General features: G+C 46.3%; 10 protein-coding genes. All 10 read right to left on the bottom strand.

All coding sequences use genetic code 11. The features are described from left to right. Window positions 1-14: 14 nt before the first annotated feature. Entirely contained in the window at window positions 15-398 is a 384-nt protein-coding gene (locus tag GQS10_RS05995; protein ID WP_166240079.1) for a hypothetical protein, read from the bottom strand. Window positions 399-617: 219 nt separating this feature from the next. Then, window positions 618-2,318 carry a hypothetical protein gene (locus GQS10_RS05990; protein WP_166240077.1) on the bottom strand — a complete coding sequence of 567 codons (1,701 nt, stop codon included), beginning with the start codon at window positions 2,316-2,318 and terminating at the stop codon, window positions 618-620. Between the two features lie 51 nt (window positions 2,319-2,369). Further along, a complete protein-coding gene (locus tag GQS10_RS05985; RefSeq protein ID WP_243734993.1) occupies window positions 2,370-3,578 on the bottom strand; it encodes an efflux RND transporter periplasmic adaptor subunit in 1,209 nt (402 codons plus the stop codon). A 109-nt stretch (window positions 3,579-3,687) separates the two neighbouring features. Further along, a complete protein-coding gene (locus GQS10_RS05980) occupies window positions 3,688-6,789 on the bottom strand; it encodes an efflux RND transporter permease subunit (protein ID WP_166240073.1) in 3,102 nt (1,033 codons plus the stop codon). 125 nt (window positions 6,790-6,914) lie between these two features. Next, the gene (locus GQS10_RS05975) at window positions 6,915-7,577 is read right to left on the bottom strand and encodes a response regulator (RefSeq protein WP_166240071.1); all 663 of its coding nucleotides are present in this window, start codon (window positions 7,575-7,577) and stop codon (window positions 6,915-6,917) included. Continuing rightward, a complete protein-coding gene (locus GQS10_RS05970) occupies window positions 7,574-8,782 on the bottom strand; it encodes a sensor histidine kinase (protein WP_166240070.1) in 1,209 nt (402 codons plus the stop codon). Before GQS10_RS05970 ends, GQS10_RS05975 begins: the two co-directional genes overlap by 4 nt. A 135-nt stretch (window positions 8,783-8,917) precedes the next feature. Further along, on the bottom strand, window positions 8,918-10,687 hold the full coding sequence (locus tag GQS10_RS05965) for a hypothetical protein (protein ID WP_166240068.1): 1,770 nt from the start codon (window positions 10,685-10,687) through the stop codon (window positions 8,918-8,920). Between the two features lie 134 nt (window positions 10,688-10,821). Continuing rightward, window positions 10,822-11,562 (bottom strand): GTP pyrophosphokinase, encoded by a 741-nt coding sequence (locus GQS10_RS05960; protein ID WP_166240066.1) that lies wholly within the window; start codon window positions 11,560-11,562, stop codon window positions 10,822-10,824. A 245-nt stretch (window positions 11,563-11,807) separates the two neighbouring features. Further along, the gene (locus tag GQS10_RS05955; RefSeq protein ID WP_166240064.1) at window positions 11,808-12,539 is read right to left on the bottom strand and encodes an eCIS core domain-containing protein; all 732 of its coding nucleotides are present in this window, start codon (window positions 12,537-12,539) and stop codon (window positions 11,808-11,810) included. 32 nt (window positions 12,540-12,571) lie between these two features. Beyond that, window positions 12,572-15,322, bottom strand: coding sequence for an adenylate/guanylate cyclase domain-containing protein (locus GQS10_RS23625; protein ID WP_166240062.1), 2,751 nt, complete (start codon window positions 15,320-15,322; stop codon window positions 12,572-12,574). Window positions 15,323-15,559 lie beyond the last annotated feature (237 nt).

Here is a 15,559-nt window from a genome sequence, read left to right as displayed (position 1 = left end):
TGCAGATGAGCCCTTCATTGTACTTCTACTTTCTTCATCTTGGTAATGTGGTTGACATCATCATAGAGGTGAAGAAACACCTCGTACGTACCCGGCGCTTCAAATTGGAAGGATCCCGTAAAAGCACTTCCTTCCGTCCGCTTTGCGTAAAATTGCTTCGAAGTATCGGCGGAGCGTATTTCGAAGGTCAAGCTAGCGGAATCCGGCATCTTACTTCCTGAGAAGGTCGCCAAAAACTCGGTTTCAGCGCCTGCTGTCGGCGGTGTCGGCTTCGTCGTCAACGTCACTTCTAGATTCGAAGGGTCGATGGTCGCCGGCGAATCACCTCCGGAACATGCGGATAACCCCAAAACGAAGATGGAAAGCACAAGTATTGATATTCCTTTTTTCATATTCAACACGTTTTCACCTACTTTACACTTCCTGTTACGTCCATTGTAGCAAGCGCAGCCCTATCGTCCATGACTCGAAAGAGCTATTCAATATGAAGAAAGAATGGACATTTCTTGAACTTGAAAAATGACCATTCGTTAAGATAGCAGGTGAACGAAAACATAAAAAAACCACCTCTAACGTATAGGTTAAAGGCGGTTTTATCCTCAGTTTTATCCTCGTTTTTACTGGTCGCTCATCAAAAACCGTTTTGCTGTTCCCGTTTCCGTTTCGATAACTTCGTATAAATGAACGGTGAATGGATAACTGAAATGATCCGTTGTTATGTTATTGGCTTCCAAAACCTGCTTGCCGCTGATCAGCTTTTTCGGACCGGTCAACGTTGCATCCTGCGTGCCGACGATTCGACCTGCGTTATCAACGACTTCAAAGCGAAGCTTGGAGAAATTGCTGTCCACGACGACGTTTTCAAGCTGCTTTACATCCATATCCACGCCGAATTTATATTGATACATTCCATTATTATATAGATAAGACACTTGTACCCCATTCACCTTGATTTCAAACGGATACAAGGAAAAGCTTTGTCTCTCCTGCTCTTCCTCTTGCTTCACCGATACCGCGGCAACAGTTGTTGTATACGGTGCAGCGGACAACTGGTCAAGCAGCTTCATCGTATAATGGTCCTCTTCCTCAGTTTGAGGCAGCGTGTAGGAGTAACTCACCACATAGCTTAATCCTGGATTCATTGTCGCCACTGTATTCATTTGGCGCGAGCCTCGGTATGCTACACCTTGGTCGTTTGAAATTTCCGTTCCAAAAATAGGCATAGCAACCGGCGAATCGCTGTTGTTTTTCAGCTTAAACTTTGCTACTGCTGTTTTATGTCCCTCTTCTGGATTCTCATGAAGATGGAATTCCATGAGAGAAACCTCGGTTTGTACATCAATCACTTTAGACAGTGCATCAATGGCAATCGGTTCCCCATAGGAATAATTCGTTACATGCGATGATGTTGGCTTTGTAGTCGGTAGAGCTAAGGTTAGTTTACCTGTAGATAAGACAGCAGTGCCCTCTTTACCCGCAAATGTATCTGTAGATACAAGGAGAAGTTCAGATAAGGATACCCCCTGCTCCAAAGGAATGACAAAATGTAGGTAGCTTTTTTCGCCCGCTTCCAACGCCGTCACATCGGTTTCCGATGATTGTCCCGCATACATTTTTTCTCCTGCCACCCCATCGATGCGGAAGGTTGGAACCGACTCGCGGCCCGTGCCCGGATTTTCCGCCAACAGCTTAACGACGGCCGCTTTTCCACTGCTCGTATTTTGAATCGTAGCTTCCAACGGTGTATACATTAGCCCGGAATTGATACCAGGGATCGTAAACGATTGCCCCCAAACGAGCTGCTGCGGTTTCGATGGCGCCGTTTCCCCTACCCCATACCACACGTCGCCAGCGGGAAGCGTCAGTAGGTTTCTTTCCGTTTTCGGATAGGTGTACAAGTCTACGTTAACGAAGCTAATTTGCGCAAGCTCGCCAATGTTTTTTACTTCAACCGAAACGGCGTACACCAATTCGGCGACTTCCTGCGGCTCCAGAGCCGCTTTATTAACAGCGCTCGGCTTTAAGGTATAAGTGAGGCCGCCTTTTGTCAGGACGCGAAGCTCATGCTCGGGAACTCTTACCGTAGCATTTCCGCCGTTATATAGGCGAACAGTAACCGATAGCTGAGTACCCGTCTTTGTTGGTACGACCGATGCATTCTTAACTGCAACGCGTATCTGATCACTCAAACCATAGTTTATGACCTGGGGGATGGTATTCGTCTCCGGGAGAGCTGCTGAAGCCGACATGGCACCGGGCAAAATAAGTGCACTGATAAGTAGAGCAGCCGCTCCGGTTTTCAAGGTTGGATATTTCATCGGTTTTACCTCCATTGATGATTGTAGTTATCATCTCTATATTCCGGATAATTAGTTGCCAGCAGGAGCTGGAGCGGACTCAGACGTCACTGTATCTTCGACCGGCTGTCCATCCTTAAGTGAATTTTGCCCCACCACAACTAGGTTTTCGCCTTCCTGCAAGCCTTCGATAACCTCTTGATACTCGCCGTTTTGTCGTCCAAGGGCTATGAAGCGTTTTCGATATTGGCTTCCTTCCTGAACGAAGACAAACGTATCGGACTCCTCCCGAATGATGCTTAAGATCGGTATGGCTACAACGTTCTCCTCGTTTTCCGTTGTCAGCTGTACCATATACCTTTTCCCTGGCTGAATCCGCAGGTCCGTGTTGGAAACTTCTAATTCCAAGGTATACGTCTTTGAATTGGCACTCATAATCGGCGCCAAATAACTGACCTTGGCGGTCTCTTTCCGTTCCGGCAAATCCGGGTCGTAATAAACAAGCTCCTGTTTGCTTTGGACCAGCTTGTACTGCGATTCGCTAAGAGCGGTTTTGATTTTGATTGGATCGATCAGCTGCACCTTGCCAACAGAACCCGCAGATGCAGAGACGTTCTGTCCAGGTACGATTTCATAATCGGTCAATATTCCGTCACCCGGAGCTTTTACATGGAAATAGTTTAGGTTTCGTTTCGCATCCTCTAAGGACAATGTCGCCGACTCTACTTGAATTTGTGCTGCTGCAACGGAGTCCGTTTTTTCGAAGGCAGACCATTGCTGTTTTGCAGAGTCCAGACTCATGATCGCATCATCCAACGCTTGCTTTTGTTGATCCACTTGATGCTGGGTCGCAAGTCCGCTGTCAAACTCGTTACGAATCTTGTTATACGCCTCAAGAGCGTTGTTGTACGCCGTTTCTGCACGTTTCACGCTATTTTCCAGGTTTAAACGTGAGCTCACCGCATTATCCCGCGTCTGCTGAAGCGTTTGCTGCGCATTCCGCAGCGCCAGCTCACTCTTTCGCAGTGCGGATTCCGCATCGGTGCTGTCTATGATAAAGAGAACCTCATCTTTCTTGACGAACTCCCCTTTTTGCTTCAACACCTGCTGCACTTCTCCGTTGACTTTCACTGCAATATCCAGCTTCGTACCTGCAACGACTTCTGCAACCTGTTCGATCGGAGCGCTAATGGTATGCCTCTGTACCGGCTCCGTTTGGATTTCCCTTGGTTTAAGTTGAACAGAGGCTGTATTGCTTCCGCTAAGAGAACAGCCTGACATCAAACATATGACAAGCAAAGCCAATGCTATGCGAGGGGCCCATCGTCTCCCTTTTTTTACGTGTGTACGGTAATCCATCTCCATTTTCTAGCCTCCTATATGCCCTTCGTTATACATCGAGGACGTTTGCCGTCTTCGCAGTTGCCGCACGTTTCTTGTTCTTCAGCTTAAGCTTGGCGTTTTCAATCAGCTCATAAACAATAGGAACGACGAGTAACGTCAAGATCGTTGAGGACAAAAGTCCGCCAATGACAACAATTCCTAAGCCTTTCCCAATCAATAAACCTTCGCCCGCCATCCCTAGTGCCAATGGAATTAACGCCATAATCGTCGCACCGGCCGTCATGATGATCGGACGCAGACGCACTTTGCCTGCTTCAACCAAGGATTCGCGTATTGCACAGCCTTCTTCGCGAAGCTGCTGCACCCGATCGATAAGAACGATCGCATTCGTAACCACGATGCCGATCAGCATCAAAAATCCGACCATCGAGGTTGCCGTCAGCACTTCGCCTGTCAAAAACAAACCAAGCAGCCCGCCGATCACGGCTAACGGAAGTGAAAAGAGAATCGCAAAAGGCGCCGATGCATTTCCGAACGAAAGAACCATAATCAGATATACAAGGAATACGGCTACCCCCATCGCCACGAATAACGAGGAGAAGCTTTCGTTAATATCCTCGGAAACGCCGCCTGCTTCTGGAGCGACTCCTTCTGGCAGCTTGAGGTCCTTCAGTGCTGCAGCAACATACATACTGACGCCATTTTTGTCTTTTGCGTTAATCTTTGCGGTGACATTCACCAACTGTTCCTGATTCTCACGCTGTAAGGAAGCGGCACCTTTTACCTCTTGAATTTTGGCGAGCTCTTTTAGCAAAATGATGGAGCCGTCGGCGCTTTGCAATGGGATATTGCCAAGCTTCTCCAGCGTATTTTTATCTGTTTTATCCATCGATACCGTTGTTGTGTACAAGATGCCGTCCAGCTTCAAATCACCCAGCTTTTGCTCCTGCAGCCAGACTGCCGCCGTATTCCGCACGGTTGAAGGATTCAGACCGTATGCTCTTGCCTTGGCCTGATCGACAACGATTTCGATTTCCGTCTTCGCGTCACTTAGACTGTCCTCGATTTCCGACAGCTCTGGGAATTCGCGAAGCTTTTCCTTAACCATAGCGGCAGCCTTTTCAAGCTGAATCTGGTTCTCACCCTTGAGTGCATAGGAGAAATCCGCTGTTGTTCCAAAGCTAGCCTCCATGGACCTCGCCTCTACCTCTGAGCCTGGGGGCAGCTCTGAAAGGATAAAGGTTTGCATTTGTTCCTTTACTTGAAGCGGGTTGACATTATCGTTAACTTCCACAAATAGTTGCGATGCATATGGCGCTCGTTCCTCATCGTCTCCGTTAAACCCTACTAAAGCTTCTACAAATGAAAACACTGGTGCGCCTTTTGAATCCTTTTCATTCATTAAAATGGTTTCGATTTCCTTTGTTTTCGCGTCTGTTGCTTCGAATGAGGTTTCATAAGGCATTTTAAGTTGAAAATACATCGTCCTCGAATCTTTAGGGCTCGGCACCAACGAGACAGACATGGACGGGACCGTTACAATGATGGTTCCTACGAATAACACCAAGGACATACCCAGCGTTAACATCCGATGGTGCAGACTCCATCCCAGAATCTTCTCATAGGCGGAAGTCCACTTATTCGGCTTTGTCTCATCGTGATGTCCTTTTCCAGGCTTGGCTCGAAGAACCATGATTTTTGCCAGCATTGGAATAACCGTAATGGCGACAAGAAGCGAAGCCATAAGAGAAATCGCAATGGTAATAGCAAATGGGCGCATAAAGGCTCCGATAAAGCCGCTTACCATAGCTAACGGTACGAACACGCCTGCCGTTGCCAAGGTAGATGAGGTGATCGCCGATGAAACCTGCTTAGTAGCCAAAGCAATGACAGATTCGTCACGCTTATGAGCTTTCTCCAATTCCGAATAAATGTTTTCTATTACAACGATCGAATCGTCTACGACGCGCCCGACCGCCATAAATATGCCGCCGAGCGACATCACGTTTAGTGTAATACCTAGCTGAGACATCAGAAGCAAGGTGATCAAGATCGAAAGTGGAAGCGACACTAGAACGATCAGTGTCATCCTCACATTCCGGAGAAATAACAAGATCATAACGGCTGCGAGCAGAACGCCAACCAATCCTTCACGTACCAACCCATGAATGGAATGCTTGATCTCCACAGAGCTGTCATATGTATTTTTAAATGCGACGCCAGGCAATGTCGTTTCCCATTCATGCAGCTTCTTTTCAATTGCGGCTGAAAATTCGACTGCATTACCGCTAGGTGCTTTATAAAGAATCAAACCGATGGCCGGCTTCCCATCGAGTCGCCCGATAAAATCGGATTCTGCATTCGACTTGATGTTTGCAACTTGACCTATTGTCACGATATTTCCTGTAGACGTCGGGATTTCAACCTGCTCCAATTCATACAGGCTTCCGATGCTGCCGGTGACTCGGGTCATCTTATTGTTCCCGCTAATTTCCACGCTGCCGATCGGGCTTTTGGTTGCAGCCGCACTGATGGCACTGCTCACTTGTGAAGGCGAAAGGCCGTAAAATTCTAGGGCGCTTGCATCCAATTCAATGTCGAGCGTCGTCTCGCGGGCCCCGATGATATCCATGTGGTCAATACCTTTAATACCTTCTATCCCCGGCTTAATCGTATCCTCGAAATGCTTGTCAAGCTCGGTCTGACTCATGCCCTCCTTGGCGTAAACCACCAAGTAATTGGTTGGAGTCGAGGAGGCGCCAAACGTCGAGGCCTTCGGAGTTCCAGCCGTCTGCGGCAGTGTAACCTCACCCAACAGATCTTGAACGTCCTGTTTTTTCTTATCCACATCTACGTTCTCTTTAAACATCAGGATAATCATTGAGAAATTATCACTGGAAGTCGATGACATGGAGTCCAAATCTTCAATATTGGCCAGCTTCTCCTCCAGTGGCTTCGTTACCTGATCGAGCACATCTTGCGGCGCCCCCGTATAAGTCGTTGTCACGGCAACAACCGGGAACGACACTTCCGGCATGTTCTCGACTTTGAGCTGCGTCGTGGCATAGAACCCGCCGATAAATAACATAATCATGATAATAAACAGCGCTGACACGTTTTTCATAGAAAACTTAGTGATTTTCTCCATCCCCGCACTCCCCTCAACCCTTCTATCTTTAGTGATGAATTCATCATAAAGGGAAAATAAAACAAAAAAATCGTACAAAGGGGAAGCTCCCTTATGTACGATTGGGCAAACGTTGCTGTAATTTTTTAATTGTCTCTAAGGTGGACAAGCCCGCGTTCTACTGCGATCGCTACGGCCTGGGACCGGGAATCAACGCCGAGCTTGTTATAGATATGGGTTAAGTGGGCCTTTACGGTCCGCTCCGATATGCCCATGTCAAAAGCAATTTCCTTGCTCCGAAAGCCATGTGCGATGGCTTGCAGAACAACTTGTTCCTTTTCAGACAATACCGTGTTGTAGGGGTGTTTCGGTTGGTCTTCCGTAACGCGTTCATGCTTTTCGCGGAACACCTTCTCCATGATCTCCGGTTGAAGTAATGTGTCGCCTCGGACAGCTGAATCGAGCGTTTGAAAGAGATGTTCCCGTCCTGTATCTTTCAGCAGATATCCCTTCGCTCCTAATTGCAGGCCGCGAATCATGAGGTCGTCTTCATTATACGTAGTCAGGATCACAATGGGGATGCTGATCGCCTTCTCTTTTAACTCCCTGATCGTTTCCAGCCCACCTTTTCGAGGCATGTTAAGATCCATGAGAATGACATCAGGTGCAAGCTCCACTGCAAGTCGCAGCGCTTCCTCACCGTCTTTCGCTTCCCCGACGACAGCATATTGATCGCTCGTTTCGATAATTAACTTTAAGCCTTCCCTTACGACAAAGTGATCGTCGACAATAAGAACTTTATGCTTCATACCAAATCCTCTTTCCGTATAGGCAGTTCAACTCGTACAGTGGTACCGTTCCGCCCGCTTTCCAGCATCAGCTTGCCGCCGAGGATTCGGCAGCGTTCTTTAATGCCAATGATCCCATAGTGACCCGTTAACGATTCGACTGAATGGATATCAAATCCTTTTCCGTCATCGATAATTTCAATGATTAATTCACTCTCTCTCTTCTTAACAACGATCCTTACTTGCTCCGCTTCCGCATGTTTAGCGATATTGGTCAAACACTCGCGGATGATATGCCGTCCGTGCTCGATAAATAATTTGGGTACATCTCCTACTATAGAAAAATCCGTATTGATGCTGATGCCCGTTGCTTGCCTAAATCGATTAATTTCATTGTTTAATGCATCAGCCAAGTCGATGGATGCTGAGGATAAGGAGCGCAAATCATCAATCGCTTCTCTAGCCTCCGCCAAAGTTTGTCTTACTCGAATACCGGATTGTTTTACGATTTCCTGTGCCCGTTTCTCGTTTCCCTTGGTTAAATGAGCATCGATGGCTTCTAACTGCATGACCAAGCCTGCCAAACCTTGAGCTAATGTATCATGTAAATCCCTGGCCATTCGTTGTCGTTCATTCGCCACCGTTAATTCCTCAACCTTCCGATGCGCTTGCTCCAGTTCGTTTAGAAAAACCTGCATGCGCAGTCTTGCATCAAATTGTCGAAGGGTCAGGTTAGCAGCCATTACCGTGATTAACGTCATTAAAATAAATGTAGGTAATATGTACAGCGTTGACTTCAGCCCGCCGGTTATACTCGTGTATGTGCAAAACATCATTACATAATAGCTAACAACCACTCCAAACTTCCAGCTTCTGCGGTACATACTGAATCCCTGCGCAATTAGAATAGGATATAACGTAATGAGAATAATCGAATGTGCTACGGGTGCGAAGTACGCAGACAAGTAGATGACAATACCTTGAAACCCAAAGTAGAGTGGCGGACTCCTAGAGGTGATTGCTCCGACGTGCCAATGAAGTATATAGTGAAGCAAATACATTACGATAAAAAGTATGCTTTGGACCAGCTCTCCGCCAACTGTGTATTCCACCATTAAGGTTCCAATAAATGCCAAGGACATCCACAGCGCAATGAGTTTTCTAGCCTCAACGAGAACATGGGCTGAATCGATATGCGATAGAGTAATCTCATCCCTTTTATCCATGCTGCTTCTCCTTACGTTTATGTCATTCTATCATTATAGCAGGCATTTCTCTCTCAAACCTCACATAATTCAAACAGCCTTAGTCCTTAGGATACAGGACTAAAGCTGTTTGAACACTTGCTTACTGGCAAACTGCTATTGCTGATTTCCCATCATAGATCGCAATCCGGAAATGTAACTGGACAGTGCCTCGTCAACTTCTGATTGAGATAAGCTTCCATTCGCCGAAAAGCGGACCAGCTCACGATTCACTGCACTGGTCAACCTAAAGATCAGGTCACCCTTATCCAGCCCGACAGCTTCGGGGAGCGATTGGCCTTGTGCCAAGCTTTGAAGCAATTCTTTCTTGGACTGATCTGCAAGCACCGCGCTATCTGCGAGGACTTGATCCAGACGCTCTTGTACGTAAGCTTTTGCATCCACTACAGGAATATAGCCTGAAGTTGAAATCGCATTCGCAATCAAACCATGTGCCATCGCCTTCGTCGGCTCCAAAGCTTGCGGAGACAGATTGCCATATTTGATTTGACTCTCAATATATTGATCGGCATTTGATTGCAGTGCACCTAACAGCACCTCTTTGTCTTCGCCTGTCGCCTGAAGAAGTGTCTCTCCCGATTCAAACGCACTCCTTACTTCATCTACTGATAAATCACTATCGCCAAATAATAGACTTTGTTCAATCACCCCTCGGATGCTTGCTTGAGCAATAGAGGTATTCGCGGGCGCCGTACCCGAAGCTTCATGTTCGGTCGAAACCACACTCGATCGAAGAGCACCAGCCAACTGCTCGACCGCTTCCTTCTTTAACTCCTCGGCTAAGGACGTACTAATATACCCGCCGGACCAAGCCTCTTCAAGATCTTGTTCAGCCTTGTCTACAAGTCTCTTTACGATTTCTCCCTCGGACATTCCAGCAACGGATACTGGGCTATCGCCACGAACAAGAGCATCATATGCGTCATCGAAATCGTCGTCTGACATGATGGCTACATCATGATTAATTAAATTCACTCGATTGTCCACGATTTGTTTACCATATCGTTTCATCCAGTCCGTTGCTTCAGGCTCATATCCAGGGGTTCTTAAAATGTTTGAAATTTCTTCAGTGCCTGTATGCTTAAACTGTTCGGCTTCTTCCCGCGTGATTTTCCCTGCCGCAGCATTTTCTTTAAGGTCTCTCTGAAGGAGTTCGGAAAGGTAATCGGAAAGTGTAATATCTTCGTACAGTGGGGTACGATCACCGTCATCATCGTTGTCGTATTGCGCGTTTTCACCGGTATTCGGCGTAGCCGCATCCATTAACGTTTGACCTTCTCTAAGCGCGCGGCGGACCTCTATGGAGGCCTTCTCACCCCATACAGCTGCATCGTACACAATGTTCGCAATCCGCCGATTTACGATTTCCTGTCCGTCTGTCTTCACGGTAACAGCGTCAACTGCAGCATTCCACGAGGTGGAAATCCCTTTATCGAGTATAGAAGTAGCGATTTGAAGAGCCTCGTTAGCTTGCTTACGAGTAATGTTTCCATGGATTGCTTCTAATTCCAGCCCTAATCTTAATTCTTTGTGCAGCTTCTCTCGCAACGTTCCGGCATTAACCCCGGTAGCCCCTGCGAGTGAATGACCGGCTTCTACCAGTTCAAGAACATCTTCAATTTCCTTATCCGATTCAGCAGCCGCGCTATAAACCAATGGCAGAATATGCTTCTGCGCAAGTAAGGAAGTATAATCAAGTTCCGCAGCAGCAGCCGGCTCCAGCCCTTGATCTGATGTAGAGACAACGACGTCAGATGCCGCAGAGACAGGTAAAGCGAACCCGCTCGACGATGCAATGATCATCGCACCAGTAAGTACGACAAACCCTTTTCGAAATGGTATGGCTTCTAATTTTTTCTTCTTCATACGAATCTCCAACCTCCACATGATTTACAAATTACATCCCTCGTTTCATATCGTAATCCGATTTTGCATAAAAAAAATCGTACAAAAGGGCAGCCCCCTTATGTACGATTGGGAATTGATGGTTAACTCACAGCTTACTTCTCTTCCTCTGAAAGCAGCGACAACAACTGATTTGGAATCGGCAGCTTCACATTTCCGCCAAACAAAGCTGAATCCAGTCCTTGATTAGAGGATTGATCGGTTTTAATCTGGCTGATTTCAGAATGAAGCCGCTCCATCTTCTCATCCAGCTCATTGGCCGAATCCGCAGCTTCCTTTAACTCATTTAAAAATCGTTGCGGTACCGTTCCGTTAAATTTGTAAAATATCTTGTGTTCAAGGCTCGCCCAAAAATCCATTGCGATCGTACGGATTTGCACCTCTACATATACGGATTCCTGACGGTCGGACATAAATACGGGAACCTTGACAAGCAGGTGCAAACTTTTATATCCATTCGGTTTTGGATTTTTTATATAGTCCTTTATGGATACAACCTGAAGATCGTTCTGGTTTTGCAGCATGCGGCTGATGTAGTAAATATCCGAGACGAAAGAGCACGTGATTCGAATGCCGGCAATGTCCTTAATGTGTTCCCGAATTTCCTCTAGGGAGCCAACGCCCCCTTTACGATAAAGCTTTTTCATAATGCTTTCCGGAGTTTTAATGCGGGACTTCGTATGTTCAATTGGATTATAATCGTGCAGAAACTGAAACTCTTCTTGCAAAATGTCGATTTTGGTTTCCACTTCTTGCAGCGCGAATTTATACATCATCATAAAACGCGTAAGCGAGTTGCGGATCCGCTTCAATTGTTCGAGTTGGTTCATGCTCATCGGTTCATCCTTACAAGTTTTTGAGACTTATCTTACCACATACGATGCTTGAAAAAAATAATTGTTTACGTAAATGAAATTCCCCATGATTGGTTTGCAAAAAAACCTTATTTGTCCTTCTCTGTCTGTTTACTTTGACTAACTGTCGCTTGCTTACACATTATTCTACGAATGATGCTGACAAATAACCTTGTAATGAGCTATTTGATACCGGTAATTGAACCGCAGTTGTACCAGCATAGAAGTTACCGCCGGATTCCCCCCTGCTGAATAACATGTGTCAGCTCATGCCCCAAAAGCTCCTGTCCCTCACGACTGCCCGGATTATATTCGCCGTCTCCGAAAAAAATATCACTGCCCGTTGTAAAAGCTTTTGCCCCAATCGATTGACTTAACTGGTCCGCCCGTTCACCCGTATGAATATTCACAGAGCTAAAGTCTGTTTGGAAAGCGTCCTCCATTTTTTGCTGAATCTCAGTGTCCAGTTTACTTCCAGCACCCTTTAAAGTCTGGATTTCCTGTTCAATTGCAGAACCGGCCTCGAAGCCGTCTCCCATCCCTTTCATTTGGACTTCTTCGTCTTCCAATCCATCCATACGTTGAATGCTTTCGATCGCCGGCTTCATCTGCAGCTCCTCTTCCTCGGGCTCCTCCATTCGTTGTACCGGATGTTCGCTGGTGCTTGGTTGGGGCGTAGATAAATGCTCCACAACGGCTTTCCCCATTTGGTCGGCCTCCTGCTCAAACGCATCTCCAGCTGGTCGAACCACCATCTTGGCTTGAAGTGTAATAGAAGGATGGCCGTTGCTTCCGGCAAACGCTTGCGATAACCAATTTCCAACCGCATGGTTGCCAAGGGTACGCTGCAGCTGCAAGGGATCGTTTTCAAGTGCGCTTGGATTCTTTGCTTTACTGACTTGGGGTTGTTGTAAAACGGGAGTTTGCCTTTTTCGCTGGTAAGATTCAAACATGGCCATCGAAATCTCTCCTTTTTCGTGAATGCTTATGTTTAGGAAACAAACAACGTACCGTTCCATTCCGTGGACGTACCCGACTGGAAGTATTGATCACACACATAAAAATAGAGCTGTGCCGCTTTGTCCTGTCGATTTTGCTTAATAACCGACAAAAATGCTTCTCTTGCGTCAAAAAATCGACCCCGCTGATACAGCATGACGGCCTTCTCAAATTGCATTTTTGTAGCTTCCTTTAAACTCCGGATGGTTTCCGGGTCTCCCTGATACACATCGTAGAGCTGGAGCGGCTCAAGCAGGCCTTCTGACCAAATCATGCCAAGGCTGCGATATTGAAAAGCAGCTGGATGGGTTAACGATTGGATCACACTTTCCGTGATAAGAATGCAGGCTCCAAGCGGTGCAGATAACCTTTCAAGCGTAGCGGACAGGTTCACGTGTTCGGAAATAATATTATTTTCAAGCCGTTGTTCTTCACCAATGATTCCAAGACGCAGTGGCCCTTTATGCAGCCCAATTCCTAAATCAACCGGCTCATATCCTGAGTTACCACGATGCTGATTGTAGCTGCTTAACTCCCTTCGGATCTCAATGCAAGCTGTAAGGGCGCCATCCCCCTGTTCGGGAAATAAAGCCAAAAAACCGGGACCGAGGTAGTTGTTTACGATTCCTTGATGCTCGCGAACATAAGGTCCGAATCGTTTTAAGAAGGAGTTAACAAAATTAAAATTTTGCTCCGGCGATAATTGTTTGGATAAAAGGTAAAAATTACGAATATTGCAAACCATCGTACACATCGTGTCCTCGACCTGATCACCCAGCTGTACATCGAGAATCGTTTTCTTGCCCAGCAGCTGTAATACCTGTTGCGGGACGAAACGATAATAAGCTTGGCTCAGCTTTTCCAATTTGTTGATATTATCTCGAATTTCTCCCGCCATAAAATTAATGCTGTCGCCGAGCTCCGAAACCTCATCCCTCGTACGAATGGTTACGATGGCGTCCCAATTCCCTTTAGCAATTTCAGCTACGCTATTCCGCAGCTTGGTGATAGAGGAGAGCAATATGTAGGTCATAATGATAAATAAAACCGTAATACCAATCGAAAAAACGATGATCGTAATTGTAAATTGGTTAAGCACATCACGGCGGTGGTCTACAATTTCTTCCATGTTCCGGCTAGCCTCGAAGATCCCGACAATCTTTCCGGAGCTGCTCATAATTGGAGCAATGGCATACTTCCATTCGCCCGTTCCGTCATTCCAATTTCCTGATTCAACGACACCCTTCGCAATGACATTCAAATTTTCAGGAGTTAAGGGAAACGGATAAAACATATGCGCCTCGTCATTGTCTTCTAGAATTCGATAGAGGCTCCCATTCTCCACTTTATAAATCGCCTTGTAAAAGCCCTCACTTTCCGTGCTGCCCGGTAAATGAAAGATTGAGTCGATCCGATTTCTAATCAACCTGTACGTCTCTTTTTCATAATCTGCCGGGGATTGAATGCGATTCAGCAGTTCACCGTCAATAAGATTAGCTCCATTACTCGCCAGCAGCTTCAGCTCATGAACGGCTTCTTCTTCCATTTTCAATACGAAATTATTATAGATAAAGGCGGATAGTAAAATCATGGAACCGGCAATAATCGGCACGCTGACGGTAATTTGCTTCACCATAAGAGGAATCCGGCGATTCATGATGTTAATATATAGCAGCTTTAAGGCATAAAGGTAAAGTAAGACCCCCAAAGCAGCAGCAGCCCAAACGAGCCAAATGTGCCGCTTCTCATCGGAAGAATAATTCACATGAACAATGGCCGGTTCAAGCTGCCCGTTCGGCAGTCTTTGTACAAGCTGACTGCTCTCTGCGATCCATAGTTCACCGGCTGGGGCGGCACTTAACTCGATTTGATCAAAAAGCAGGCTCACACCGGACTGCTTCGCCTTCTCTAAGTTGACGAGCTCTTCGATTACATAGGGCTGCTTTGGATCAAGCCTGTTAATCGAATGCAAATGATAATCGACAAATATCGGTCGACCATGCGGGTCGACGTACAAGCTCTCCGGAAAATTCCGCAATGTCCTCCCCGTTCCGGTCATAGGGTACACAAGTGTGGAATTTCCATCCGATTCAGCACGGTACATCTCCCCGCTGCGCGTCGTATAATAAATGTGACCCGGTGTTACTCCGCTTACGTCCGCCAATACCTGATTCGCTGGCAGCGTGATACTGTAAACCGGAACAGGCTCGGTGGAATTTGCTGAAATACGATAAAGTGAGAACTGATGCTGCTCTTCTAGAAAAAAGTGAATGGTTCCCCCCGCTGCCGTCGGAGCCTTCAACCCTCCGACCCGGTATCGTTTCTTCATCGGATCGTCGTAGCTTTGATGGAATAACACTTTATCGAAGCTGCCATCTGAATGATATTTTACCAGCTGCTCCCCTCGAACCTCGATATCGTACATATCCAATAACGTTCTGACCACATAAAGACTGCCATCGTCGTCAACCGCCAATTCATTGAACTGATACCTCTCTTCCTCTTCCATCTCTATGGTGTATAAAAGAGTCCCGTCGGAGCTTATTTTGCTGATCGTTTTCCTGCTATTTTCGATAATGTAAAGGTTTTGCTGCTCATCGGCCGCTGCTTTCGTTACATTTTGAAAAGTTCGCTCCTGCTTGAACGGATGTTTACCAAGCAATTCTTTATGCTGTACCGCATAATAACCGGCAGCGGAGGCTAATAACAAGACAAATACTAAAAGAACCGCCGATCTTTTCACGTTTCGAACCGCCTCCTGAGAAGCATGATTTCAAGCATATGGATATTAAAATGATAAGACTCTGTTCTTGTGTTTTGATTACCAAATCTTCCTATTTTATAGTACATGAATGTACGAAAAGACGCACTGTATTTTATATAAAAATATCATTATTAACCATAGAAGGAAGGTATTGTCGCTACCTTTGTTTTTTAGTACTATGATAATGATTGAGGACATCAAAGAAACAATACATTC

Origin of the sequence: Paenibacillus turpanensis (assembly GCF_011421635.1) — a bacterium.
GTDB lineage: Bacteria > Bacillota > Bacilli > Paenibacillales > YIM-B00363 > Paenibacillus_AK > Paenibacillus_AK turpanensis.
The sequence above is the reverse complement of the archived record's forward strand: the minus strand, read 5'-3'. Positions and strand labels throughout refer to the sequence as shown.